The sequence below is a fragment of the Paenibacillus sp. S02 genome (genome assembly GCF_019454065.1).
GTDB lineage: Bacteria > Bacillota > Bacilli > Paenibacillales > Paenibacillaceae > Paenibacillus > Paenibacillus polymyxa_B.
Map to the genome: position 1 here is coordinate 4,951,717 of NZ_CP073682.1, position 25,784 is coordinate 4,977,500.

At 46.3% G+C, this 25,784-nt stretch carries 22 protein-coding genes, 15 tRNA genes, 1 rRNA gene and 1 pseudogene; 4 read left to right on the forward strand and 35 right to left on the reverse strand.

The window, feature by feature from the left end:
- Positions 1-379 precede the first annotated feature (379 nt).
- Together KAI36_RS22045 and KAI36_RS22050 are read right to left on the reverse strand one after the other, a co-directional pair.
- The gene (locus KAI36_RS22045) at positions 380-1,168 is read right to left on the reverse strand and encodes a TrmH family RNA methyltransferase (protein ID WP_220026034.1); all 789 of its coding nucleotides are present in this window, start codon (positions 1,166-1,168) and stop codon (positions 380-382) included.
- A 76-nt stretch (positions 1,169-1,244) separates the two neighbouring features.
- Positions 1,245-1,910: pseudogene (locus KAI36_RS22050) on the reverse strand (potassium channel family protein); the annotation flags it as partial.
- A gap of 160 nt (positions 1,911-2,070) precedes the next feature.
- Between KAI36_RS22050 and KAI36_RS22055 the strand changes: the two are divergent.
- The gene (locus KAI36_RS22055; RefSeq protein WP_016819939.1) at positions 2,071-2,304 is read left to right on the forward strand and encodes a small acid-soluble spore protein SspI; all 234 of its coding nucleotides are present in this window, start codon (positions 2,071-2,073) and stop codon (positions 2,302-2,304) included.
- Between the two features lie 151 nt (positions 2,305-2,455).
- Here the strand turns inward: KAI36_RS22055 and KAI36_RS22060 are convergent, their stop codons facing one another.
- The 3 genes from KAI36_RS22060 to KAI36_RS22070 form a co-directional block, all read right to left on the reverse strand.
- Positions 2,456-4,036 carry a peptide chain release factor 3 gene (locus KAI36_RS22060; RefSeq protein WP_220026035.1) on the reverse strand — a complete coding sequence of 527 codons (1,581 nt, stop codon included), beginning with the start codon at positions 4,034-4,036 and terminating at the stop codon, positions 2,456-2,458.
- A 308-nt stretch (positions 4,037-4,344) separates the two neighbouring features.
- Positions 4,345-5,901, reverse strand: a complete 1,557-nt coding sequence (gene zwf / locus KAI36_RS22065) for a glucose-6-phosphate dehydrogenase (protein ID WP_220026036.1) — start codon at positions 5,899-5,901, stop codon at positions 4,345-4,347.
- Between the two features lie 187 nt (positions 5,902-6,088).
- A complete protein-coding gene (locus KAI36_RS22070) occupies positions 6,089-6,853 on the reverse strand; it encodes a YwmB family TATA-box binding protein (protein WP_220026041.1) in 765 nt (254 codons plus the stop codon).
- Between the two features lie 247 nt (positions 6,854-7,100).
- Here KAI36_RS22070 and KAI36_RS22075 point away from each other — a divergent pair, with 247 nt between their 5' ends.
- Positions 7,101-7,565, forward strand: coding sequence for a hypothetical protein (locus KAI36_RS22075; protein WP_220026042.1), 465 nt, complete (start codon positions 7,101-7,103; stop codon positions 7,563-7,565).
- A 75-nt stretch (positions 7,566-7,640) separates the two neighbouring features.
- Here the strand turns inward: KAI36_RS22075 and KAI36_RS22080 are convergent, their stop codons facing one another.
- The 14 genes from KAI36_RS22080 to KAI36_RS22150 all read right to left on the reverse strand — a co-directional run bounded on the left by KAI36_RS22080 (position 7,641) and on the right by KAI36_RS22150 (position 19,485).
- Entirely contained in the window at positions 7,641-8,291 is a 651-nt protein-coding gene (locus KAI36_RS22080; protein WP_220028188.1) for a response regulator, read from the reverse strand.
- Positions 8,269-9,348, reverse strand: a complete 1,080-nt coding sequence (locus KAI36_RS22085; RefSeq protein WP_023990236.1) for a sensor histidine kinase — start codon at positions 9,346-9,348, stop codon at positions 8,269-8,271. Before KAI36_RS22085 ends, KAI36_RS22080 begins: the two co-directional genes overlap by 23 nt.
- A 16-nt stretch (positions 9,349-9,364) precedes the next feature.
- A complete protein-coding gene (liaF, locus tag KAI36_RS22090; protein ID WP_076294256.1) occupies positions 9,365-10,012 on the reverse strand; it encodes a cell wall-active antibiotics response protein LiaF in 648 nt (215 codons plus the stop codon).
- Between the two features lie 149 nt (positions 10,013-10,161).
- Positions 10,162-10,866 (reverse strand): PspA/IM30 family protein, encoded by a 705-nt coding sequence (locus KAI36_RS22095; protein ID WP_025718885.1) that lies wholly within the window; start codon positions 10,864-10,866, stop codon positions 10,162-10,164.
- On the reverse strand, positions 10,866-11,354 hold the full coding sequence (locus tag KAI36_RS22100; protein ID WP_220026043.1) for a PspC domain-containing protein: 489 nt from the start codon (positions 11,352-11,354) through the stop codon (positions 10,866-10,868). Before KAI36_RS22100 ends, KAI36_RS22095 begins: the two co-directional genes overlap by 1 nt.
- A 7-nt stretch (positions 11,355-11,361) precedes the next feature.
- Positions 11,362-12,033, reverse strand: a complete 672-nt coding sequence (locus KAI36_RS22105) for a PspA/IM30 family protein (protein ID WP_013311897.1) — start codon at positions 12,031-12,033, stop codon at positions 11,362-11,364.
- A gap of 85 nt (positions 12,034-12,118) precedes the next feature.
- Positions 12,119-12,430: a LiaF transmembrane domain-containing protein gene (locus tag KAI36_RS22110; protein WP_013311898.1), complete on the reverse strand. Its 312-nt coding sequence runs from the start codon at positions 12,428-12,430 to the stop codon at positions 12,119-12,121.
- A gap of 130 nt (positions 12,431-12,560) precedes the next feature.
- Positions 12,561-13,784 carry an MFS transporter gene (locus KAI36_RS22115; RefSeq protein WP_220026044.1) on the reverse strand — a complete coding sequence of 408 codons (1,224 nt, stop codon included), beginning with the start codon at positions 13,782-13,784 and terminating at the stop codon, positions 12,561-12,563.
- A gap of 152 nt (positions 13,785-13,936) precedes the next feature.
- Positions 13,937-14,488: a TetR/AcrR family transcriptional regulator gene (locus KAI36_RS22120; RefSeq protein WP_013311900.1), complete on the reverse strand. Its 552-nt coding sequence runs from the start codon at positions 14,486-14,488 to the stop codon at positions 13,937-13,939.
- Positions 14,489-14,873: 385 nt separating this feature from the next.
- Positions 14,874-15,113, reverse strand: a complete 240-nt coding sequence (locus KAI36_RS22130) for a NifU family protein (protein WP_013373004.1) — start codon at positions 15,111-15,113, stop codon at positions 14,874-14,876.
- Positions 15,114-15,434: 321 nt separating this feature from the next.
- Positions 15,435-16,832 carry a Fe-S cluster assembly protein SufB gene (gene sufB, locus KAI36_RS22135; protein ID WP_023990245.1) on the reverse strand — a complete coding sequence of 466 codons (1,398 nt, stop codon included), beginning with the start codon at positions 16,830-16,832 and terminating at the stop codon, positions 15,435-15,437.
- A 43-nt stretch (positions 16,833-16,875) separates the two neighbouring features.
- A complete protein-coding gene (gene sufD, locus KAI36_RS22140) occupies positions 16,876-18,159 on the reverse strand; it encodes a Fe-S cluster assembly protein SufD (protein WP_220028189.1) in 1,284 nt (427 codons plus the stop codon).
- A gap of 47 nt (positions 18,160-18,206) precedes the next feature.
- On the reverse strand, positions 18,207-18,983 hold the full coding sequence (gene sufC, locus KAI36_RS22145) for a Fe-S cluster assembly ATPase SufC (RefSeq protein ID WP_023990247.1): 777 nt from the start codon (positions 18,981-18,983) through the stop codon (positions 18,207-18,209).
- On the reverse strand, positions 18,964-19,485 hold the full coding sequence (locus tag KAI36_RS22150) for a MarR family transcriptional regulator (protein WP_023990248.1): 522 nt from the start codon (positions 19,483-19,485) through the stop codon (positions 18,964-18,966). Before KAI36_RS22150 ends, sufC begins: the two co-directional genes overlap by 20 nt.
- Before the next feature lie 292 nt (positions 19,486-19,777).
- Between KAI36_RS22150 and KAI36_RS22155 the strand changes: the two genes are divergently transcribed.
- On the forward strand, positions 19,778-19,921 hold the full coding sequence (locus KAI36_RS22155) for a hypothetical protein (protein ID WP_190297943.1): 144 nt from the start codon (positions 19,778-19,780) through the stop codon (positions 19,919-19,921).
- 736 nt (positions 19,922-20,657) lie between these two features.
- On the forward strand, positions 20,658-20,999 hold the full coding sequence (locus KAI36_RS22160; RefSeq protein ID WP_258382211.1) for a site-specific integrase: 342 nt from the start codon (positions 20,658-20,660) through the stop codon (positions 20,997-20,999).
- A 360-nt stretch (positions 21,000-21,359) separates the two neighbouring features.
- On the opposite strand, the gene KAI36_RS22165 is transcribed toward KAI36_RS22160, so the two are convergent.
- The 16 genes from KAI36_RS22165 to KAI36_RS22240 all read right to left on the reverse strand — a co-directional run bounded on the left by KAI36_RS22165 (position 21,360) and on the right by KAI36_RS22240 (position 25,763).
- Positions 21,360-21,438, reverse strand: a tRNA-Leu gene (locus tag KAI36_RS22165).
- 11 nt (positions 21,439-21,449) lie between these two features.
- A tRNA-Cys gene (locus KAI36_RS22170) sits at positions 21,450-21,524 on the reverse strand.
- Between the two features lie 12 nt (positions 21,525-21,536).
- Positions 21,537-21,608: transfer RNA gene (locus KAI36_RS22175), tRNA-Gly, on the reverse strand.
- A 7-nt stretch (positions 21,609-21,615) separates the two neighbouring features.
- Positions 21,616-21,690 (reverse strand) — tRNA-Gln (locus KAI36_RS22180).
- Positions 21,691-21,700: 10 nt separating this feature from the next.
- A tRNA-His gene (locus tag KAI36_RS22185) sits at positions 21,701-21,773 on the reverse strand.
- Positions 21,774-21,790: 17 nt separating this feature from the next.
- Positions 21,791-21,864: transfer RNA gene (locus tag KAI36_RS22190), tRNA-Trp, on the reverse strand.
- Between the two features lie 7 nt (positions 21,865-21,871).
- Positions 21,872-21,957: transfer RNA gene (locus tag KAI36_RS22195), tRNA-Tyr, on the reverse strand.
- Between the two features lie 5 nt (positions 21,958-21,962).
- Positions 21,963-22,038: transfer RNA gene (locus KAI36_RS22200), tRNA-Thr, on the reverse strand.
- A 22-nt stretch (positions 22,039-22,060) separates the two neighbouring features.
- Positions 22,061-22,133 (reverse strand) — tRNA-Phe (locus KAI36_RS22205).
- 37 nt (positions 22,134-22,170) lie between these two features.
- Positions 22,171-22,247 (reverse strand) — tRNA-Asp (locus tag KAI36_RS22210).
- A gap of 15 nt (positions 22,248-22,262) precedes the next feature.
- Positions 22,263-22,339, reverse strand: a tRNA-Met gene (locus tag KAI36_RS22215).
- Between the two features lie 25 nt (positions 22,340-22,364).
- Positions 22,365-22,440 (reverse strand) — tRNA-Val (locus KAI36_RS22220).
- Positions 22,441-22,508: 68 nt separating this feature from the next.
- A tRNA-Glu gene (locus tag KAI36_RS22225) sits at positions 22,509-22,580 on the reverse strand.
- A gap of 17 nt (positions 22,581-22,597) precedes the next feature.
- A tRNA-Ser gene (locus KAI36_RS22230) sits at positions 22,598-22,689 on the reverse strand.
- A 3-nt stretch (positions 22,690-22,692) separates the two neighbouring features.
- A tRNA-Asn gene (locus tag KAI36_RS22235) sits at positions 22,693-22,768 on the reverse strand.
- 68 nt (positions 22,769-22,836) lie between these two features.
- A 23S ribosomal RNA gene (locus tag KAI36_RS22240) occupies positions 22,837-25,763 on the reverse strand.
- Positions 25,764-25,784: the final 21 nt, after the last annotated feature.

The following is a 25,784-nucleotide window of genomic DNA, read 5'->3' on the forward strand; positions in this document are numbered from 1 at the left end:
AACGACTTAATACAAGCAATACATCTCTTGTTGTTATAGAATCAGGCTATAGTTTTAAGAACTTTGGCTGTGGCCTGGTTATGACTTTGAAACTGAATTTGAATTACGCAATTGCTCACTAAAAAAGTCGCAACTCTAATACGTACTTGAATAAAAGAATATCCTCAAAGAGGATTATCTTACTTCTTGTTATAAAAAATGGACTGTCGTTTTTCATACGAAAATTCCATCAAGATAAATCACCTTTGAGGATAACTCATTTGAATACTTAAGCAAAATCCCCGCCGTTACTGGATTCTTAAGGAAATGTCAGTCTCATTTAGTGCTATAACTTGTCTCATTTGATGTTATAAACCACAGCAGCCCCGTGTTCATTCTCTTAGTTTCGTTGTCTCATCGCCTCAAATAATAGCACCGTAGAAGCCATCGCTGCGTTCAGTGATTCCGCTTGCCCCTGCATCGGAATGAATACCGACTCATCCACCATGCGTGCGGTAGCAGCAGAAATACCTTGGCCTTCGTTTCCGATCACAAGCCAAGTGGAAACACGCAAATCCATGGTATAGCATGACAAGCTCGCATCCAGCGAGGTGCTGATCAGTCGGGCACCTTTGCTTTTGGCCTGTGGTAAAAGCTCCTCCAGACTGCCTTCAATCACTGGCAGGTGAAACAACGATCCCATCGTGGAGCGGATCGTTTTGGGATTGTACAGGTCGGCGCAGCCATGACCCAATATTACGCCTGCGGCTCCAGCAGCGTCCGCGCTGCGGATGATGGTGCCTACATTGCCGGGGTCCTGCACCCCGTCCAGCACCATCACCAGTGCATCCGGCTGCTCCAGCAATGCCGGGAATGCGCTGCGCTCCTCCTTACGCACGATGGCAAAGACCGACTGCGGCGTCTTTGTATCGGTGCATTTTGCAATGACCGCCGCTGACACGGGAACCCATTCCACCGGCTGGTCGGCTGGATCCAGGCCATTCAGCTCGGCGGGAATGCCCTTGTCCAAATCATAGGCAACGGTTTCGACAGCCGCGTCCGAACGCAGCGCTTCCTGCACCAGATGAATACCCTCGACAATATATTTATGCTGCCGTGTGCGATGCTTTTTCTCCAGCAGTTGCGCCCACTCTTTTACACGCGCATTATTCGGTGAAATGATTTCCATTCGTTTAACCTTCCGTTTCTTTGTCCGTTTCTTAAAAATAAATGATGCATCACTTGTACTTGTACATCAGCCTTCATTAGGCTGCAAATGCCAGCTCCAGCTTGGTCAGATCATCCTTGTGGCCCACGATGACCAGTACATCACCCGGCTCCAGACGATCTTCGGCATAAGGTGAAATGTTCATTTCCTGATTTCTACGAATCGCCATCACATTGCAGCCAAAGCGTGCACGTATGTCTAGCTCCTTCAGGTTTTTGCCAATCATGGAATCGGCGGCTCTCATCTCCAAAATACTGTAGTCCTTAGACAGCTCGATATAATCCAAAATGTTGGGAGATGTCAAATGATGGGCTACCCGTAACCCCATATCCCGTTCAGGATAAACGACTTTATCCGCACCTATTTTTTGCAGCACTTTCCCGTGCAATTCATTTTGTGCCTTGACCACAAGGGCTGGTACGCCCATGTCCTTGAGAATCAATGTCGTCAGAATACTGGCCTGTATATCTTCGCCAATCGCAACTACGATTACGTCAAAATTACGGATACCCAGCGCTCGCAGCGCTTCCTCATCCGTCGAGTCGGCAGATACCGCATGCGTCACAATATTCGACATTTCCTGTGTACGCTGCTCGTCCGAGTCAATAGCCAGTACATCAAAACCCATCTCACTCAGCGCACTGGCAACACTGGAACCAAAACGGCCCATGCCAATGACCGCATACTGTTTTTTTGCCATTCCTTCTTTACCTCCCGATCACCATACTATCCGTCATAGTATAGCATATCATGCTACAAACATAAATTTTGACATACTTATGCCAAATGCTTCTCCATGTATACTGGACAACAGCTCAAGCCATAATACATTCGACCACTACTACAACATACGGGAGGTACACATGCCCATTACAATGGATTTACGACAAGCAATTGTTCACAAAGTACACGGCAAATCAGAAGCTGATCTTACGGACATGATTATTGGGTCAGTGGACGGACCGGAGGCCGCTTTGCCTGGATTGGGTGTCATTCTTGAAATTGCTTGGAAGCATATGAGTCCAAACCAGCAGCACGATTTCGTCCATTTGGCACATGAACAAATCGATAAAATCAAACCCGTACCTTTAACCTAGCTCTAGCTATTTAACTTTTTGTTCCGATTTAATTGTGCTCATTATTTTACCCGTATTCGAAAATGAGAATAGTCCACTCGCATTAACATCGAGTGGACTATTCGTTGTATACACTAAATGACTTAGATCAAACTGTCCTGCTTATTCAATCTTATGGAGCCATTTCCAAAAACTTAGCTGTCGGGTTTTTCTCCATAGCCGTACGCATGGCATACTCGTTTTCGAACAAGGCAACATAATTGCCCTTCTTATCCTTTACCAGCGTAGAGTTAATACGGAACTTGCTCGGATCAATCTGATCATCCACAATCCAACGTGCAAATTGGAATGGCATACGCTGAAGCTGTACATCAACGCCATATTCACCCTTCATGCGGTACTCAAATACTTCAAATTGCAGTTGCCCGACAACACCCAATAGCGTATCGTCAAAGCTTACCGTACGGAATACCTGAATCATACCTTCCTCGGTCAACTGGTCAATACCCTTCAGATACTGTTTGTGCTTCAAGGCATTTTTCACCGTTACCTTGGCAAAAATCTCAGGCGAAAAAGTCGGCAATTCATCAAACACAACCTCGCTACCTTGGCTGAGTGAATCACCAATACGGAAAATACCTGGGTCAAACAATCCTATAATATCGCCAGGAAAAGCCTCCTCGACAATATCACGGTCCTGTGCCAGGAACTGCTGTGGCTGAGACAGCTTAATCTCCTTGCCCATCCGTACATGCTTAACACTCATCCCGCGTTGAAACTTACCAGAGACAATACGCAAAAATGCAATACGGTCACGGTGAGCCGGGTTCATGTTCGCTTGAATTTTAAATACATAGCCGGTAAACTTTTCGTTTGTTGGCTCAATTTCCCCAGCTGTACTACGGCGCGGCTCCGGTTTAGGAGCAAGCTGAAGGAAGTTTTCCAAAAATGTTTGTACACCAAAATTATTAATCGCACTGCCGAAGAATACAGGTGTTAATTCTCCGCGCTGTACTTTTTCCATGTCAAAAGGGTCCCCCGCGACGTCAAGCAACTCCAAGTCTTGGCATAATTGGTCATGCAAATAATCGCCCGCCATCTCACGAATGATCGGATCATTGTAATCTTCCACTTTTTGTACTTTGATCGTGGAATGGTCATCTCCCTGAAACAGCTCGACCTGATTTTTGACACGGTCATAGACACCGCACAGCTCGCGTCCTGTACCAATCGGCCAATTCATAGGCACCGAACGGATGCCAAGCACCTGCTCCAGCTCCTCCATCAAATCAAAAGGACTGCGTCCCTCACGATCCAGTTTGTTAATGAAGGTGAAAATCGGAATTCCACGCTTCGCACAAACTTGAAACAGCTTAATCGTTTGCGCTTCCACACCTTTCGCTACGTCAATCAGCATGACTGCACTATCTGCTGCTGTTAATGTACGATACGTGTCTTCACTGAAATCCTGGTGACCTGGGGTGTCCAGAATATTGATGCGGTGACCATTGTAATCAAATTGCATTACTGAGGATGTTACAGAGATCCCCCGCTGTTTTTCAATCTCCATCCAGTCACTCGTGGCGTGTTTGCTTGCTTTACGCGCTTTAACTGAACCAGCAAGACGAATCGCGCCCCCGAACAGCAGCAGCTTTTCCGTCAGTGTCGTTTTACCCGCATCCGGGTGAGAAATAATCGCAAACGTACGCCGTTTGTCGACTTCCTGTTGAAGTATATCTGTTGTTTTACTCATTTCACATATCCCTTCATGATCAAATCCATTGCATTACTGCTCAAGCTATTCATAAAAAGGCCATGACGCACGCCTGTTTTCATAAGTTCATCGGCTCTATCAGCTATATTGCCGTTAGCTCCAGTATTCGGCGTACTCCGTTACCATATTCATTATAAATACGATCTATTTACATGTTTTAGCCTGCCTTTAACTTATAATCAGTTGCAAACTGAAAACCTGAGACTAAGCTATTATAGCACACTCCGAACGCAAAGCATCCCCTTACGCCCTGAACAGGACATAGGGGGATGCAGGACAAATCGGGATTACTGAACGCCGCCTACTCGCCAGATGACATTATCTTCATCCTGACCGCTAACCGGCCACCACTTGAAGCCATCCTGCTCCAATAGCTTGTGAGCACCTTCCGGTCCCCATGAGCCTGCAGCATAGGTTTCCAGCGTATCCGGGGTCTTCTGCCATGCTTTGGCGATTCGATCGACGAATCCCCATGCCGTGGCAACCTCATCCCAACGCGTGAAGTACGTCGAATCACCCTCAATCGCATCCATCAGCAATCGTTCATAAGCCTCCGGTGAGTTGATACCCACCATACAGCTTTGGCAAAAATCCATAGCCAGTGGCTCAATATCTGATTCCGAACCGGGTTTTTTGGCATTGATTTTAATGTAAATGCCCTCCATTGGATTGACCCGAATCACGAGCAAGTTCGGTTCCAGCTTATGCTTTTGACCGAGGTACACGTTCGTTGGCATGCTCTTAAATTCCACAACAATCTCCGTTGTTTTTACAGGGAGACGTTTGCCCGTACGAATATAGAACGGTACGCCAGCCCAACGGAAATTATCAACAAACACGCGTGAAGCAAAATAAGTCTCTGTGTTCGACTGTGGATCAACCTTGTCTTCTTGGCGATACCCTGGCAACTGCTGACCGCGATAACTGCCTTCGGTGTATTGGCCACGTACCACATTGGTTTTCACATCCTCAGACGTTTCAAAAGGGCGCAGCGAACGCAGCACTTTTACCTTTTCATCACGGATATCCTCAGGCAACAAACGACTAGGTGGTTCCATCGCAATCATCGTTAGCATTTGCAACATATGGTTCTGTCCCATATCCCGCAGGGCGCCGGAATGATCATAGTAACCTCCGCGTTCCTCCACCCCTACCGTTTCACTAAGCGTAATTTGCACATTGGCAATATGCTTATTATTCCACAGTGGTTCAAAGAAGGCGTTCGCGAAGCGGATTACCTCAATATTTTGTACCATTTCCTTGCCAAGATAGTGATCAATCCGATAAATTTCTTCTTCGGCAAATACTTCTCGTATTTCAACGTTCAATTCTTGTGCAGATTCGAGGTTATAACCGAATGGCTTCTCAATTACTAGGCGATTCCATCCTTTTCCATCCATCATGCCGCCATCTTTCAAACTCTTCGACACGCTTCCGAATAATTCAGGAGCCAAAGCCAAATAAAACAACCGATTTCCCGGTATGTTAAACTTGCTTTCTATAGACTCCGTCTGCTGTCTCAGCTCATGGAACCCTTCGACATTGTTGATATCCAGCGATTTATATTCAAAATGCTCGGCAAATGCCTGCCATTCTTGATCATTTTCTGCTTTGTAGCGACTAAACTCCTGTATAGAAGCGTACAGGTCATTACGGAATTCTTCCTCTGTGCGAGGACGCCTTGCTACACCAATAACGGCAAAATCTTCAGCAAGCTTGCCTTCGCGGTACAAGCTGTAAATAGCAGGAAAAAGCTTGCGACGAGCCAAATCGCCCGTAGCGCCAAAAATAAACAGAACTGCGCCTTGCGTCACAACAGATTCTTTAGCAGGTATGTCAGCCATGAAGTACCTCATTCTTCCCATGTCAAGATTCCGCAATCCACAATCCCCGAAATCCGCATGTAGTATTGTGTATATTTATACAAGATCATACTTGATTTTCGAAAAACATGGAACTAAAGATTTGATGATATTTTATCATATCCTACATGGATAAGCTATCCGATGAATCATAAATTTACCTTATAAGTCAGTATTCAATCGTGATGAGCGGGAAACCGAGCGTTATACGTGTATCCTGCTGCTCCCTATCTTCATGTACAGCCATCTGCATCTGGACCTGATGCTCACCGCTTTGAATCATTAACGGCAGCTCTGGAGCTTCATAGGATATAGCCACAGTAGTCGCATCCGTATATCTTTCTTTGGCCTGCATGAAGATGTTCTCTGCTAAGCTCGCCTCTGTCAGTTTCAACAGTTGATCTTTGGATTCCTTTGTATGCAGCGAACGCTGAAGGGCTGTGTTCCACTGCGCTTGAATCCCCATAGATTTTAATTGCTCAGCACAAAGCTTATGAAGCTGAATCAACCGCTCACATCCTGCATCGTTGCTCTCCAGTTGAACAACTACATACCATTGTCCAGTTCGACGTTCCATCACATTTAAGCGGATTCTTAGATCCTCACTATGACGAACAGAACGATAAACCGTGTGTCCATTTTCTACGAGTTTGTTTACTGTGGGTATATTCAGCTGATCAGCTATCTGTGCCGCCACATCTGCCGGCTCTTCATGGTTAGAAATCCAATCGCCTTGCCACTTCACAACCAGCTTATCCAACGTACCCGGGGCCTGGTCTGAGATGATTAACAATGAACGTAAAGCCGTTTCTGCCTCACGGGAATCATATCGGTTTGTCTGAAGGGTTCCGTAGCGCCAGCCAGCCAGTACCAGCACCGTTCCTAATACCAAAATTGCAAGAATCCCCTTTTTAATCAGCTTTGCTTTTAACATTATCGTTCCCCCCGCTCCACAACCATCCGATTCCCACACCTACGCTCTGATTACTTTCTTTTTCGGCTGGATTGAAATCTATGAATCTATCAATAGCATTCCCGTTGTCAGAGGTTTTATACACACAGCAATACGGCAAAGCCCTTCTAAAATATTCATCTGCCTACTGGGTGTTCGACCATACATCGTAGGCACCGTAAGAATAGACTATGATCACAATGCATCTTACACCAAAAGAGGTGAAATCATGTTTCCGATTTATCCTGTAAATGAAGCTAATGTGGCACCTCATGGTGGACGTCTGGTCTGTGCCGTTATGCGTGATGGTACACGACACATCGGCATCTTAAGTGGGTGTAGCAAAGGCAAGCTGATGTTGAACGGATATCCACCCTCCTTTCCTGGTAGTCTCTATGCCGGGAGCTACAGTAACAAAGGAAAACAAACCCCCAAAAAGATTTCCTCTAAAAAGAAAAAAAGGAACCCTAAAAACAAAGCTCATACCTCTGCCAAACTAAATGCCTTAATTAAGCCGCCCAACGCACCTCTGAGTCCATCCTTTCCTTATGACGCAGGCGGATTTGCTGGAAATGGCTATAGTAGTTATGGAAATGGCAGAGCAGGCTATCGCGGTGGGTACGGCGGATATGGATACAGGGCAGGGCTTGCACTAGATCTGGCTTTAATCGCCTTTTTATTCCTCCTGATCTAAACACCTTGTTATGGAACACAAAAAACCGGAGGACTATTGTCGTCTCCGGTTTTTTGTATTCGTTTATTCTACATTCTACTCTGCTAGTCCGTTCTTATAAGCATAGATCGCCGCCTGTGTACGGTCTTCTACTCCTAATTTAGCGAGAAGGTTCGTGACATGGAATTTTACCGTCTTAATCCCGATAATCAGCTCATCTGCGATATCTTGGTTAGACTTTCCTTGTGCCAACAGACGAAGCACCTCCATCTCGCGATCAGTCAGCTCCGTATGCGCGGGCGCCTCAGCCTGTGGCTGGCGGAATCGATTCATCATCTTGGAGGCCACCTGTGACTCTAGTACGGACTGTCCACGTGCAGCTGCACGGATCGCATCCGCTATCTCGGAAGCACGAGACGTTTTGAGCAAATAGCTGAATGCCCCTGCCTCAATGACCGGATACATTTTCTCATCGTCCAAATAACTCGTCAGCACAATCACCTTGGTCTCTGGAAGCAGGCGAGTTACTTGGCGTGTCGTTTCGATGCCATCCATGCCATCCATGACCAGATCCATCAAAATCACATTTGGCCTGTATTCGGAAGCCAACCGTATGCCTTCTTCTCCGCTTCCGGCCTCGCCGACCACTTCAATGCCTTCTTCCGTCCCCAGCACCGCCGCAAGACCAATCCGTACCATTTCATGGTCGTCTACCAGCAGTACGCTAATCGGTAATTCCGTTTCCATGATCATCGTTCCTTCCGCTTTCATCATTAATAACTGGCACGGACACCTCGATCCGTGTTCCTTTTCCTGGAGCCGTTATATATTGAATAGCTCCCCCAATTTCACTGACCCGCTCCTGCATCGTGGATAATCCATATGAAGTCTGCTTTTTCTCATCCAGTTCAAAACCAATACCGTTATCCCGAATCGTCAGCCTGATGGAATCCGGGCGTTGCACGATACGAATTTCCATGCGGGTTGCTTTGGCATGGCGCAATGTATTAGACATCGCTTCCTGAACAATACGAAACAAGTGGTTCTCAATGCCTTTAACCAACTGTACTCCGCTTTCAATCTCAAAATCAATCTCCATCGGTACCTTTGCCTGCAACTCCTGTACCAAATCACGCAAACCCTGCTCAAGCCGTTTTCCTTCCAGATAGACAGGCCGCAGATGAAGTAGTAACGCCCGCATTTCGGATTGTGCCACGGAAGACATTTCTTCAATTAGCGCAACTTGACGCTGCGCTTTATCAAAATCCTTATCCAGCGTCCTCCCCACAGCCGTCGCCGTCATTGAAATAGCAAATAATTGCTGTGATACGGCGTCATGCAACTCTCTGGCCAGCCGCTGCCGCTCCTCCACAATCGCAGTCATCCGTGCCTGTTCTGCCAGCTGAGCATTATCCGTGGATAAGCGTTGTAAAGACGTAACTTGTTCCTGCCATTTACGCCCAATCCGTTCCAGCTGCTCTCCCAGCCTGCCAAGCTCATCATGCCCTAGGGGCGGCAACTCACGTGCAGGGGTTCCCTTTTCCCACATCAGCAACGTCTCTCTCAACATTTCCAGTCTGCTTTTAAAGCGGTAGCTTTCATAAAATCCGTACATTGCCCCTGTACCAATCAACACCAGTATAACGGCTCCTGCAACTTTCAATATCATTCCCCAGGTTGGGAACGACTTCACATATCCATATGTATACAGCATATAAAAGACAACTACGCCCACAACAACACACAGGAGGATACCTTCACCCATACTGCGGGTTACCATGTTGGACGTTTTTTTATGATTCATCCCGGCTCCTCCTGATTCAATAAAATCGGACGCGGACATCGCCCGCCAAGTACGAAACGACAAACTTCACTTTATACTCACTCTGCTCAAAATGGGGAGACTTCCAAACTAGTCGATTGAGCATCCCTGCCTCATGATCCCGGTCGAACTGAATCTGCCCGAACAATATGAACATCTCCACCTCTACACCGTAATTATCCGGTAGGGTGATGTCAATGTCACCGAAGATCCCCTGCAAAAATATGACGGGCTCACGTTCCTCTGGGAGAGCCAACGTCAGGTCGGCATCCACGTCCCCAACCACATGCCATATGCTTGTGCTGCGCAGGCTCCAAGGCACTTCATCCCATTTATGATTGGATATAAAATTGTGCTTGAATATGGAGCTTTGACCTTTATGCAGCTTCCTTGAACGTGAATAGAATACAGCTAATGATGCTAGGGTAACTACCACAAACAGGAACAAATGATCCAGCACTAACAATCCAGCACCAATCGCGAGCATCGTGTAACCCTTTTTGATTTTGGAATTGCGGATCTTATATATTCCGGCCAACATTAGGATCAGTGCAACCACGGAGAGGAACCCAATCCACTGACCGAATAAAATGATAATCCCGATGCCAATCCCTGCCAGTGCCAAGGCTGATTTTTTTCTCTCCATGCTGCACCCCCTTTTTGTTTATACAGGACGGAAAAGCCATAGTGGCGCGACATTCCGCCATATGGCTTTCCTGGACCATACAGATTGAGCACGATCATCGACCAATGTCCATTCCATACAGCATATCATAATGTCTTGTTTCCGAGTAGTCAGTCCTTCTTCATATCGACTGGTTTAGCACCTGTCTGAATTTTGGACTTAAGCTGTTGAAGCTGCTCATCCACTTTAAACTGTTTTTCAGCCTCAGCCGGATTAGTATATGCTTCTCCTGGAGCTTGACGGTATGGAGCACGCAGTACGTCAGCTTCAGCTTCCATTTGCATGATTTTTTCTTCCATACGGTGGAAGCCCAATGAAGCAGACCCACTTTCAATCGTATGCAAACTATTGATTTGAGACATTTGCTTTTTGGCTTTCGCCATTTGAGCACGGGATACTAACTCATTGCGCTTGTTGCGCATTTTATAGAACTCATCTTTCATGTCGTGAAGCTGTTGTACTAATTCTTTTGCTTGAAGCTCAGCTTGTGTATGCAAGTCGCGGTATTCGTCCTGCTTTTGCACAAAATAAATCTTCTCTCCCAACAGCTTGCGCGCTACTTCTTCCTGACCATTTCGTAATGCGGATTCAGCTTGCTTCTCACGCTCATTGGATACACGCACCGCTTCCTCCAAACGCTGTTTCATACGTCGTTCATTCGCCATTTGCTTGGCAACCGTTACCTCAGCCTCGTGAATTTCCGCCTCCATATCGCGCAAATATTGATTCAACATAATAATCGGATCTTCCACTTTATCCAACACTTCATTCACCGATGCTCTTGTCATATCCTTCATTCTTTTAAAGATCCCCATTATTTACGATCTCCCTTCTCAAATTGCTCTACTTTTTTGCGTAACTCTGCTAATTCTTTTTTCATTGCCTTTTTCTCGATATCTTCCATCATGGAATCCAGGTCACTGTTCTGACCTGTGTTAAATTTGGATGAACTGCGGGCATCTTGCCCAAAAAACGGGTTCGAATTGCCGTATGCACCGCCCTGATTGTAACCAGTTCCTTGCCCATACTGCGATCTTGTATTGTTACTGCCATAATAGCGTGGATCCTGTTGATTGTAGGGTCCGCTGTCAGGGCCAAATCCTCCATCAAAAGGAGATCTCGGCTCCTTGGAGATAACCAGTGCCGCAATCACATAAATCATAAATGTGGTTCCTGCTGTAATAAAGAAACTGATCACAACCAGAATACGAATCCATGTTGAGTCCATTCCTGTTGCGTCAGAAAGACCGCCACATACACCTGTTATTACTCTATCCCGGCTTGATCTGTAAATTCGGGTCATTATCAATTTACTCCTTCCCGCTGTTGTTCAGCTTGCTTTTCAGTCTCGCCCACTCTTGTTCGAGCAGCGATCCACCGCCTTGAGCATCCTGTGCATGGTCGCCCTCACCCCGACGTAAATCACGCAGACTCATCGTTTCTGCTTCCATATCGGCTACCCGATCTTCCAAGCGGTTGAACATTCGGGGAACATTTCGTCCACCGTATGTACCAGCCCGTTCGTTCATTTGCTGCTGGAGTCTCAACGTCTGTACACGTGCCGCATAATACTGACGCTTGCTGTGTACCGTTTGATATTCTGTCTTTAACGTATCTAGCTGTTGTTCTAGCTCACGTAGTGATTCACGGCTCTGCTCCCACAGTTCTCTATACTGCTCTTCTTTTTCTGCATATAGCATTTTCTCCTGAAGGGCCAGCTTCGCGATATGTTCTTCATCAGCCTTCAAAGCCAGTAGCGCCTGTTCCTCCCGTTTGGTCTGCATGGACAATGCATGATCCAACTGCTGCTTCATCTGTCTTGTATGCATCGCATACTGTTGATGGAGTTTTTCCGCTTCGGCAATTTCCTGGCGGGTATTATACAAGAACTGGTCAATTAGTTGCACCGGGTCTTGGCTTTGTTCCAAATGCTCATTGAAGGTCGCTACCGTGATATCGCGCATTCTTCGAAAAACACTCATTTGCGTCTGCTCCTTTCACCATTCGTATTGCCATAATTTATCACTTCGTTGCTGCAATCTTTTTTCATTCGCCAAACTGCTAAAATCAGTAACGTCTTCTGCGGTCACTCAGCAGGGAAACACCAAATATGATCAACCCGATTGCCAGTAGCGGTCCCAGAAGCCAGGACAGTTTTCCAAGCAAAATCAGTACCCCGAGTACAAGTACGATCCAGCCGAAGAGCGCATTTCCTTTTTTCACACCGTAGTAGCCTAGCATGACCATAGCTATCGGAATTAAGTAACCAATCAGATGTCCTAAAAAGTGACCGAAAAACGGAGTAAACTTACCGAGCAGCATAATCGAACCCAACACGATCAGTACAATCGCTAACCCATTCCCTTTGTTAACTCTCATCATCTCTCACCGCCTTTCACTGTGTCTTGCTTATGTTCTTATTGTACGCTGACCTAGCGTTCGACAAAACGGACCCCAGACGGTTTTTGAACCTAGACCTAAGTCGGGGATGAGTATAGACCTGCGGCTATCACCCTCTATGCTGTTCTGCTGCACGGGCTATCGAGTGTTGCTCACCCGCTTGCTTGGAACGTAGTGAAAGGACGAGACAAGCCAGTAAAGCTATAGCTGCAACCATATAAGGCAGATTAATATGAACATCGAATAACAGTCCTGCAATTAATGGTCCAATCACATTACCCAAGCTTGTATAGGACGAGTTCATGCCTGCCACAAAGCCTTGCTCATCTCCGGCCTGCCGCGATAGAGAAGTGCTTACTGCTGGGCGAAGGATATCCATAGCCAGAAAAATGATGAAGGTCGTCAGCATAATCATCACGTACTGTTCAGCAAATAGGGTTAGAAAGATGAACAGGCCCCCAATAGCCAAACAGAGGTGAATTACTTTTTTCTCTCCAAAACGATTTATGATCCATCCAAATATAGTCGCTTGGACAACTGCTCCCAAAATGGAGCCTGTCGTTATAATGATGGCAATATCCATTGGTGTAAAACCATATTTATGGTCAACAAACAGTCCAAACACTGTTTCAAAGTTCGCTAACCCAAAAGCAACGACAAATACAATGAGTAAACCCATGAAATATGGAGATTGATATGACTTGGCAAATTGCTGCAAAAGATTTTCTTTTTGACGTGGAAGCTCTCTATTATATTGTTGCTTTTCCTTGCTTAAAGACTCAGGCAGCACTAACAGAGACAAGATAGCTGCTATTCCCGCAGCTCCTGCTGCCGCAAAAAAGGGAATGCGTATTCCATATGTGGCAAGCAATCCGCCAATCCCTGGCCCGATTATGAAGCCTGTGTTGATCGCTGCATTGATCATGCCCATTCCCTTGCCTCTTTCCTCAAACGAGGTCACGTCAGCGACATAGGCCATAATAGAAGGAGTAAGCAACGCTGCCCCTGCTCCACCCATGATTCGTGCTATGAACAGGGTAGGAATGGAATTCGCCAGTCCAAAAACAAGCTCTGATAACATGAAGATGAACATCCCAGAAACAATCAACTTTTTACGTCCATAACGATCAGACAACTTTCCTGACAATGGTGATAATAAAAGCTGTGTCAACGCAAAAGCCGCAACCATCAGTCCCATCGAGGAACCATTCATCCCTAGCTCACTTATAAACTTAGGTAACACAGGGACAACTAAGCCAATCCCCATGAATGCCAAAAAAATGTTAAGCATCAATAACAGCATTGCTCCTCGATTTCTTGTGAGTATAGACATATTTCCACCCTTCCTTTTCGTATCTCTTTATTCAACATCAGGTAAACTTCATTATTCTTTTTCAAAAACAATTGAAACTGAAATTGTTTTCTTAGTTTTCATATACAAAAATGGCCTCTTCAAATATGCAGCATATTGTTGAGGCTATTTTTTTATTTTTCGACCAATCCGAACAACAAAATATCTACAATAGAATAAGTTGCTTCCTCTACCGTCACACTGTTATCCAGAAAGAAACGCTGATCAAGCGTTAAATTTACAGATTCAATAATAAGCTTCATGATCAGAGCCTCATTTTTATTCACAATAATTCCTTCTCGGATGCCTTCCTGAATTAATGTTCTAATCGGAGACCAGTCATTTAAATCGGCATGCACCCTTTTCCATTGCTCAGGATAGTACTTTTTCATCTGGTCCAATATTCTTAAATCGTAAAACTTATAATACAGAGGCATGACCCTAATCGACTGCTTAATCTTGTCTAACAAAGATAACTCATTATTTTCGATAATCTGCTCAGTTTTTCGAATCATATCATCATTTGTACGCTCAATAAGTGTTTCTAAAATAAGCGTCTTAGACGAAAAATTTTCATACAACGTACGCTTACTAATAGCAAGTCTTTTCGCAAGATCATCCATAGTAAATTTCAATCCATTTTCATGAACTTCCTCTACAAAAGCCTCCAAAATTCTTTCCTGCATATTCGTCCTCATTTCTTTCGGGCTCAGTAAACTAGAAAAGTTTTTTCAGTACCATCATCTTACGATAAGATCAAAGCGCTGGTCAAATCCATGTTAACCTTGTTGCCAAAATCATGAATATATAATAAAAAGGATGATAAAATGCCTTTAAGCATTTTATCATCCTTTTGTGTATACCGGCGAGAGGACTCGAACCTCCACGGTTTCCCACTCGATACCGAATACAATCTTGATAATACTTTGTTTGATGAAGTAAAAAAAGTGTTGCTCGTCGATTTCGACCCGCAAGGTAATCTGTCGATGTACTTTGGTATTGAGCAGCGGGATCAACTTCCGTAGCTATGGTCTGCGACAGGAATAACTCAGTTGCTCAGTATCAAGAAATTTAGAATACTTGTACAACTTCTTTAATATCATCAATTTCCTCAAGAATTGCGCGCTCAATAGCAACCTTTAACGTAATCGTAGCACTTGGGCAACCATTGCAAGCTCCCAAAAATCTTAATTTTGCTATACCGTTCTCAACCTCGACCAGTTCAGCATCTCCACCGTCACGCAGTAAGAAAGGACGTAGTTTGAGAAGAACTTCCGATACTTCATCGAATAAAACTCCATTTTCATCCATTATGTCAACTCCTCCCATTGTTTTACCAACCGTCAATTCAGACCTTTTTTCACCCTAGATCGTCTGAGTGATCCTTTGCTTTTTGCCTAAGAGTGACCTCTTGATCCGAAAGTTCCCTTATAAGCGTATGAATAGAGTCTAAAGGTATCATCACACCACAACTTGCGCTCAATCCTGACAGCATATTGAAGCAGAACTGAAGTTTTCGTATCTCTCGGGTAATTTGAGCTAGTTCTGAATCGTCCGAATTATTTTTCTTCATTACTAGCACCTCGCACTTCTTTAAAGAATGATAAAGGTTTGATCTATTAAATTAATGAATCAACCGATGCTTCCTTCCATCTCAAATTGAATCAACCGATTCATTTCAACGGCATATTCCATTGGCAATTCTTTGGTAAACGGTTCAATAAAGCCCATTACAATCATTTGTGTAGCATCTTGTTCTGTAAGCCCGCGGCTCATTAAGTAAAACAATTGTTCCTCGGACACTTTGGATACTGTTGCCTCGTGCTCCAAAGTAATCTGATCGTTTTTAATTTCATTGTACGGAATCGTATCTGATGTTGACATGTTGTCCAATATCAACGTATCGCACTTAATATTGGACTTGGACCCTGCGGAATCGCGGCTGAAGCTGGACAACCCTCGGTAGTTTACTTTTCCGCCCTGCTTGCTGATGGATTTGGATATAATCGTAGATGTTGTCTCGGGAGCAAGGTGAATTACCTTCGCGCCAGCATCTTGATGCTGATCTTTACCGGCTACGGCAATAGACAGGATGGACCCCTTGGCTCCCCGTCCTTTCAATAATACTGCCGGATACTTCATTGTTACCTTGGAGCCGATGTTGCCGTCCACCCATTCCATTGTGGCATTTTCTTCTGCCACAGCCCTTTGGGTTACCAAGTTGTAGATATTAGGAGCCCAATTCTGAATGGTCGTGTAACGGACACGGGAATCTTTCCGGCAAATAATTTCAATAACTCCACTATGCAGAGAACTGGTACTATAAATAGGTGCTGTACATCCTTCAACATAATGGACAAAGCTGCCCTCTTCGGCAATAATTAATGTCCGCTCGAATTGACCCATATTTTCAGAATTAATACGGAAATAACCTTGTATAGGAACCTCGCACTGAACACCCTTCGGAATGTATACAAAGCTACCGCCTGACCAAACCGCACTATTAAGCGCCGCAAATTTATTGTCGGCGGGAGGGATGATCGTCCCAAAATGTTGCTTAAACACTTCGGGGTATTGCTTTAATGCACTATCCGTATCAAGGAAAATAACGCCCTGATCCTCCAGTTCTTTCCGCATGCTGTGATAAACTACTTCCGACTCATATTGAGCGGATACGCCCGCCAGGAATTTTTGCTCCGCTTCAGGGATTCCCAGCTTGTCAAAGGTTGCTTTGATCTCGGAAGGAACCTCCTCCCAGGTCTTTCCCTGTTTTTCAGAAGGGCGAACGTAATACTGGATGTCATCAAGATTTAGCCCGGTCAAATCCGCTCCCCATTCAGGCATCGGCATTTTGTAGAATTGATTCAAAGCTTTCAACCGAAAATTGAGCATCCACTCCGGCTCTTCCTTGATTCGGGAAATTTCCCGGACAATCTCTTCCGTCAGACCTTTTCCAGATTGAAAAATAGACTGGTGCTTGTCGCGAAACCCATATTTATATTCGCCCATATCTGGTGCTTTTTTAGCCATTAGTATCACTCCTTTTTAACCTTTTAAGATTCATTTTGATTTGCTATGATCTGCCGAGCTTGCTTTCCACTAAATCTTTTAGGCGACTGCGAACACCTTCCAGTGGGATCTCCGAAATGACAGGAGCGAGAAATCCGAAAATAACAAGATGTTCGGCTTCACTCCGTGATATCCCGCGCGACATCAGATAATAGATTTGCTCTGCATTTACTTGCCCCACGGATGCAGCATGACCCGCGGTTACATCATCCTCATCTATCAGCAGGATCGGATTGGCATCGCCGCGAGCTTTAGGACTTAGCATAAGCACGCGTTCTGTTTGCTGACCATCACAATGGGTTGCACCTTTTTCAATCTTTGTAATGCCGTTGATAATGGCCGTAGCTTCTTCAAGCATGACTGCACGCGTAATCATCTGGCTTACCGAGCTTCTGCCAAAATGCTGAGCTTGAGTTGTATAGCTCGATTTTTGATTGCCCGTGCCAATAGCAATCACCTTATTGTCGGAGACCGCCCCGTTGCCTTGTAGCAAAGCCTTGGTGTCGCTGGCGGTATAACCATTGTTCATTTCACCGATAATCCATTCCACACCCCCATCAGCAAGAACGACCGCCCGTCGCTGGGTGAAATCTGTTGTAGTTGCAGCAAGCTGATGAACCGAAGCTACTTGCACCTTTGAGCCCGCCCCCGCGAAGACCTCCGTCACACCGTTATGCAATACCTTGACATCATCACCACTCGATACACAATTATCCACATAAGTGATCTTGCTGTTGCTCCCTGCCACAATTAAGACGTGAGGAGCAAAACACACACCGCTTGTATCGTTAAGAAAGATCGCTTGAATAGGTGCTTCAACCTCTACACCGTCTGGGACATATAGAAAAACGCCACCACTCCATAAGGCACTGTGTGCAGCAGATAAACGATGTTCTTCTGGCTTTACTGCCTGAAAGAGATAACGTTGAACCAGCTCCTCATGCTCTTTTGCCGCAGTATGCAGATCCGTTAAAATGACTCCCTGGGCGGCTAAGCTCTCGGACAATTTCGTATACACTACATCCGAGTTGAACTGAACGATTAGTCCGCCTTTCACCGGAGAAGCAACCAAACCTCGAACAACCTCCGGCGCTTCCTCCAAACTAGACCACGCATTCTCAGCTTTGTAATCTCCACTTTCGTAGATATCCCATTTTTCAAGATTGATTTTCTCCACTTTAGGCAACTCCAGCGTCCCTGCCAGTTCGAGTGCGTGAACGCGGCGTTCAATCAGCCAACGAGGTTCATCCTTAGCGCTTGACCATGCGCGTAAATCGCCCACATTCATTGAAACTCTAGCTTGTATATCCACGTGCTGTTCCTCCTCTCCGGCTTTTAAGCTTCCCTTACCGTCTCATCCGTAATCCCAAGTTCCTCCTTCACCCAATCGTATCCTTCAGCCTCCAAACGGTGGGCAAGCTCCGGACCGCCAGATTTAACTATCCGGCCTTGCATCATGACATGCACAAAATCCGGGGTAATATAATTCAACAGTCGTTGATAATGGGTGATGATTAAAAAGCCTCTATCCGGGCTGCGCATCTCATTTACGCCATTGGCCACAATACGCAGTGCATCAATATCAAGCCCTGAGTCCACTTCATCCAGGATCACAAACTTGGGTTCAAGTAGCATCATTTGCAAAATCTCATTCCGCTTTTTTTCACCGCCAGAGAATCCCTCATTCAAATAACGATGCACAAATTCCGGGTTCATCTCCAGCCCCTTCATTTTGCTCTCCATTTCACGGATAAAACGGATTAAGGATATCTCATCGCCTTCTTCACGCCGTGCATTGATGGCACTTCTGAGAAAATCCGAGTTGGTCACGCCAGCAATTTCACTTGGGTATTGCATAGCGAGGAACAAGCCTGCCTGGGCACGCTCATCCACCTCCATCTCCAGAAGGTCTTCATTGTCCAATGTCACCTTACCGCCAGTAACCTCATATTTGGGATGGCCCATTAAAGCTGAAGCCAATGTACTTTTTCCCGTCCCATTAGGCCCCATAATCGCATGAATCTCTCCGCCATGAATCTCCAGTGTGAGCCCTTTTAAAATTTCTTTCCCTTCAATCTTGGATCTTAATTCCTCAATCTTTAATGTCGTCATTTATCGTAAACTTCCCTTCGGAGTATTCTTCGGCACGCGCCACCAAATCACTCATAAATTTTCCAATAGTCTGCAGCTCAACCTCTGAATAGGATTCAATGAATTGGTAAAACCTTTCTTCTTTTTCTTTGTGCAGTTCTTTATGCAAATGATAAACGTGTCTTCCCTTATCCGTTAAACTAAAGTAAATCTCCTTACGATTGCTGTTCAGTTGACTTCTCATAATGAAGCCCATTTCCAGCAGCTTTGCACTAATTTTAGTAATGCTAGCTTTGGACAACCCCATCTTCTCCACAATCCCGGTATGATTTATCGGTTCATAATCACCAATGCAATCAATAACGTGTACACTAGTAATATTGTTGGAAAGCATGTCAATCTGGTACTTTCTGGCCTGTTGCCGAAACGAGTTAAATTCTTGTTCAGTATACAGCTCATTCAGATGTAGCATTTTAATATATTGCTCGTAAAGATGACCTTTAAAATGATTTTGAAACTCCAATTTCCCAATCTCCCCTCTCTTGTAGTAGTTGCAGACCAAGTTCAGTGTCACCATTAGATTATTTTTTGTTCACTAGTAAACAAAATTATATTAACACAATTGATATTGATAATCAATATCAATTGTGTTAAATGTGACGCAATTTTGGAGGCGCTTTTCATGGGTTTGTTGTCATTGTCATCGGCCTCATGCTGTGTTTTGACTAGGGCACGTCCCGGAAATGGTTTTGCCTACCTCTGATCAATCCTGCTTTGCGGGGGTTGAACAATGGAACCAATTCGGCAGCACCCGGATGGATCTGGTAACCGAAGCCAAGTCCAATACCGTTGCCTATGAACGTCATGGTACACCTGCCACAGACCGGGGTCGCTACCGTAAAAAGAGGACAAAGGTGGTGCTTGGCCGAGCTGTTTTAAAGCCGTATCGCCGCGTTTGAGTACGCTATCGTGAGCATGTATGGCAAAGAATAATCCGTCAGTTACCTGTGTCTGGACATGTTATGGGGCCAAAGAGTATACCAAAAACTGTGGTTTTTGCTGGTGAATCCGAACAGGCAATGCTCCATTCTAGCCAGCACCGATCTGACACTGGAGGCGACCTAGATCATCGAACTTTATACCGCCCGGTTCAAAATCAAATGCACCTTCTGGGCGCTAAAGCAATCCATCGGCGGATTCAGCTACCACTTTTGTAGCAAATCCATTCCGAAGCTCAACCGGTATTTGAAAAAGGATCGGGTTCACCCTCTGGAGTTATTGGAAGAGGAGAAAGCGCAACGGGACATCCGCCTAACTGTAAAGATGAGAATGGTAAACGATGACCAAAATGGATCCCTACGGGGCTTAAGATAAAAGGAACCAAGAAAAGAGCCGAAATCTTGCTTCAGGAAGCCAGGAAGAATTATCATATGGAAGGACAAGCACTCGCGGTTGAAAACGAAGATATGCTGTAAGAGTAAAAGCGGCTACTCCATCCGGTAATAGCAAAAGGCTGTTCGCAGACTTTATGCTTCAATGGCTAGAGATGATGAAAAACAGTATCGGGCTTATCTCCTATATCTCCTATTCCGACACTGTAAAAGGCCGCGTAGATCCTTTTTCCGAGAGAAAGGGATGTATCGCTTGATGATTTAACTACAGAGGATTTTCAGACCTTGTAAACCCATGAAATGAATGTGCAAGGTGTCAGCGCCAATACCGTTATTCATTACCACGCGAACATTTGCAGAGCCCTTTCAGTATGCCGTGAAAATAAAGCTGATTGTAGCGAATCTCCCTGACTTAGTTGAAAGCCCAAAAAAGAACAATTACGTCGTGAGCTTCTACAATGCCGAGGAGCTGGATCAACTCCTCGCAGTAATCCGAGGCGAAAGAATTGAGCTTTCCGTTATCCTGGCTACCTTTTATGGGCTAAGCCGAAGCGAGGTCGTAGGATTAAAATGGTCGGCTATTGATTTATTGAATTGGACTATTAATATTAAACATACCGCTTACATCGGGCAATTTGAATGGTAGATATATTGAAATTGAAAAGGACCGAACCAAGAATAAAGCCAGTCGCCGTATACTGCCACTAGAGGACACGTTCTATGAGCTTCTGATTCGTATGAAGGAATAACAGGAATCCTATCGCTTATCTTCTGACAATTCTTATTGTCTTGAATACCTGGAGTATATTTATGTAGATGTATTAGGGGTAAGCATGAAAGAAGTTCAGGAATGGCTGGGTCACAGTGATTACGCAATAATAGCCAATATTTATTCGCATTTGGAGTACAACTCGAAAGTATCTTCAGCTCAAACAATGAGTGAGGTACTAAAACTCGAATAAAAAAAGCTCACTAGAGAATGTCTCTAATGAACTCTTTTAGTTAATACCGGCGAGAGGACTCGAACCTCCACGGTTTCCCACTCGATTTTGAGTCGAGCGCGTCTGCCATTCCGCCACGCCGGCGTATTCAATTATGGAGGCGCCACCCAGATTTGAACTGGGGAATAAAGCTTTTGCAGAGCTTTGCCTTACCACTTGGCTATGGCGCCAGAGTGTAACAAAGCGGACGACGGGAATCGAACCCGCGACCCTCGCCTTGGCAAGGCGATGCTCTACCGCTGAGCCACGTCCGCATAAAGATGGCTGGGGATATAGGATTTGAACCTATGCATGACGGAGTCAAAGTCCGTTGCCTTACCGCTTGGCTAATCCCCAATAAGTAAAGGGCGGCCGATGGGGCTTGAACCCACGAATGCCGGAGTCACAGTCCGGTGCGTTAACCACTTCGCCACGACCGCCGCAAGTAATGAATAATTGGCAGGGGCAGCAGGAATTGAACCCACACCAACGGTTTTGGAGACCGTTGTTCTACCTTTAAACTATGCCCCTATAAAACTGGTGGAGGATGATGGATTCGAACCACCGAACCCGTAAGGGAGCAGATTTACAGTCTGATGCGTTTGGCCACTTCGCTAATCCTCCAAAAATGGTGCCGGCGAGAGGACTTGAACCCCCAACCTACTGATTACAAGTCAGTTGCTCTACCAGTTGAGCTACACCGGCACATAAAATATTCAATTAAAAGTGGCTCGGGACGGAATCGAACCGCCGACACGAGGATTTTCAGTCCTCTGCTCTACCGACTGAGCTACCGAGCCTTATTATAAGGCTCTTCATTAAACATTGTATTACTAATGGCGGAACTGACGGGATTCGAACCCGCGATCTCCTGCGTGACAGGCAGGCATGTTAGGCCTCTACACCACAGTTCCATAATAAATTTTAATTGGTTGCGGGGGCAGGATTTGAACCTGCGACCTTCGGGTTATGAGCCCGACGAGCTACCGAACTGCTCCACCCCGCGACAATAAAAATATTTAATTTTCAAATGGTGGAGGCTGAGGGGCTCGAACCCCCGACCCTCTGCTTGTAAGGCAGATGCTCTCCCAGCTGAGCTAAGCCTCCACAATTAAGCACTTCTCATATTATACCATAATGAACTTTTTATTGCAAGTTCTTTTATGATATTTTTATGACCCGTAGGGGATTCGAACCCCTGTTACCTCCGTGAAAGGGAGGTGTCTTAACCCCTTGACCAACGGGCCATGCAATAAAATAATTATGGCGGAGAGAGAGGGATTCGAACCCTCGAGACGCTTTTGGCGCCTACACGATTTCCAATCGTGCTCCTTCGGCCAACTCGGACACCTCTCCATATGGCTCCCCGAACAGGACTCGAACCTGTGACAACTCGATTAACAGTCGAGTGCTCTACCAACTGAGCTATCAGGGAATATTAAACATTTATATCAAGGTTACACCCTGAAAACTGGATCCGAAACTCATTTGCGTTTTATTCTTTAGGATAAGCCCTCGACCGATTAGTATTGGTCAGCTCCATGCATTACTGCACTTCCACCCCCAACCTATCTACCTCGTCGTCTTCAAGGGGTCTTACGAATTGGGAAATCTCATCTTGAGGGGGGCTTCACGCTTAGATGCTTTCAGCGCTTATCCCTTCCGTACATAGCTACCCAGCGGTGCTCCTGGCGGAACAACTGGTACACCAGCGGTACGTCCATCCCGGTCCTCTCGTACTAAGGACAGCTCCTCTCAAATTTCCTACGCCCACGACAGATAGGGACCGAACTGTCTCACGACGTTCTGAACCCAGCTCGCGTACCGCTTTAATGGGCGAACAGCCCAACCCTTGGGACCTACTTCAGCCCCAGGATGCGATGAGCCGACATCGAGGTGCCAAACCTCCCCGTCGATGTGGACTCTTGGGGGAGATAAGCCTGTTATCCCCAGGGTAGCTTTTATCCGTTGAGCGATGGCCCTTCCATGCGGTACCACCGGATCACTAAGCCCGACTTTCGTCCCTGCTCGACTTGTAGGTCTCGCAGTCAAGCTCCCTTCTGCCTTTGCACTCTTCGAATGATTTCCAACCATTCTGAGGGAACCTTGGGGCGCCTCCGTTACTCTTTAGGAGGCGACCGCCCCAGTCAAACTGCCCACCTGACACTGTCCTCGCACCGGTTCACGGTACCAAGTTAGAACCTAGATACGATCAGGGTGGTATCCCAAGGATGCCTCCCTTCAAGCTGGCGCTCAAAGTTCAACGGCTCCCACCTATCCTGTACAGATCGTACCCAAATTCAATATCAAGCTGCAGTAAAGCTCCATGGGGTCTTTCCGTCTTGTCGCGGGTAACCTGCATCTTCACAGGTATTAAAATTTCACCGGATCTCTCGTTGAGACAGCGCCCAAGTCGTTACGCCATTCGTGCGGGTCAGAATTTACCTGACAAGGAATTTCGCTACCTTAGGACCGTTATAGTTACGGCCGCCGTTTACTGGGGCTTCGGTTCATAGCTTCGCCCCGAAGGGCTTACCACTCCCCTTAACCTTCCAGCACCGGGCAGGCGTCAGCCCGTATACTTCGCCTTGCGGCTTCGCACAGACCTGTGTTTTTGCTAAACAGTCGCTTGGGCCTTTTCACTGCGGCCCCCTCGGGCTATTCACCCTACCGAGGCACCCCTTCTCCCGAAGTTACGGGGTCATTTTGCCGAGTTCCTTAACGAGAGTTCTTCCGCGCGCCTTAGAATTCTCTTCTCGCCTACCTGTGTCGGTTTGCGGTACGGGCACCTTCTCCTGGCTAGAGGCTTTTCTTGGCAGTCTGAGATCATGACCTTCGCTACTACAATTTTCGCTCCCCATCACAGCCCAGCCTTACGATGTGCGGATTTGCCTACACACCAGCCTCACTGCTTAGACGGACATCCATCAGTCCGCGTCACTACCCTACTGCGTCACCCCATCGCTCATAACGGATTACGGTGGTACAGGAATTTCGACCTGTTGTCCTTCGACTACGCCTATCGGCCTCGCCTTAGGTCCCGACTTACCCTGAGCGGACGAACCTTCCTCAGGAACCCTTAGGCTTTCGGCGGATCTGATTCTCACAGATCTTTTCGTTACTCATACCGGCATTCTCACTTGAATGCAGTCCAGCGCTCCTTACGGTACACCTTCAACCCGCATTCAACGCTCCCCTACCCCTGATGCAAGCATCAAGCCATAGCTTCGGTGGTGTGTTTAGCCCCGTTACATTTTCGGCGCAGAGTCACTCGACCAGTGAGCTATTACGCACTCTTTCAATGGTGGCTGCTTCTAAGCCAACATCCTGGTTGTCTGTGCAACTCCACATCCTTTCCCACTTAACACACACTTGGGGACCTTAGCTGATGGTCTGGGCTGTTTCCCTTTCGACAATGGATCTTAGCACTCACTGTCTGACTCCCGGAACTAAATCTATGGCATTCGGAGTTTGACTGAGCTTGGTAACCCTTGCGGGCCCCGCACCCAATCAGTGCTCTACCTCCACGATTCTTTTTTCCGAGGCTAGCCCTAAAGCTATTTCGGGGAGAACCAGCTATCTCCGGGTTCGATTGGAATTTCTCCGCTACCCCCACCTCATCCCCGCATTTTTCAACATGCGTGGGTTCGGGCCTCCAGTGCGTGTTACCGCACCTTCACCCTGGACAGGGGTAGATCACCCGGTTTCGGGTCTACGTCCACGTACTCATTCGCCCTATTCAGACTCGCTTTCGCTGCGGCTTCAGCTCTTCACCTTAACCTTGCACGGGAACGTAACTCGCCGGTTCATTCTACAAAAGGCACGCCATCACCCATAGATCGGGCTCTGACTTCTTGTAAGCACACGGTTTCAGGATCTATTTCACTCCCCTTCCGGGGTGCTTTTCACCTTTCCCTCACGGTACTGCTTCACTATCGGTCGCCAGGGAGTATTTAGCCTTGGCAGATGGTCCTGCCGGATTCATACGGGGTTTCACGTGCCCCGCACTACTCGGGATCCGTCTCGGAGAGAACAAGTTTTGAACTACAGGGCTTTTACCTTCTCTGGCGGGCCTTTCCAGACCTCTTCATCTAACCGGTTCCTTTGTAACTCCATGTGAGACGTCCCACAACCCCAAGGAGCAAGCTCCTTGGTTTGGGCTAATCCGCGTTCGCTCGCCGCTACTGACGGAATCACTATTGTTTTCTCTTCCTCAGGGTACTTAGATGTTTCAGTTCCCCTGGTCTGCCTCTATTCTGCCTATGTATTCAGCAGAAAGTGACTGTCGATGAAGACAGCCGGGTTTCCCCATTCGGACATCCCCGGATCAAAGCTTGCTTACAGCTCCCCGAGGCCTTATCGTTGTTCGCCACGTCCTTCGTCGGCTCCTGGCGCCTAGGCATCCTCCGTGTGCTCTTTGTAGCTTAACCTAGTATTTACATGGTAAATAC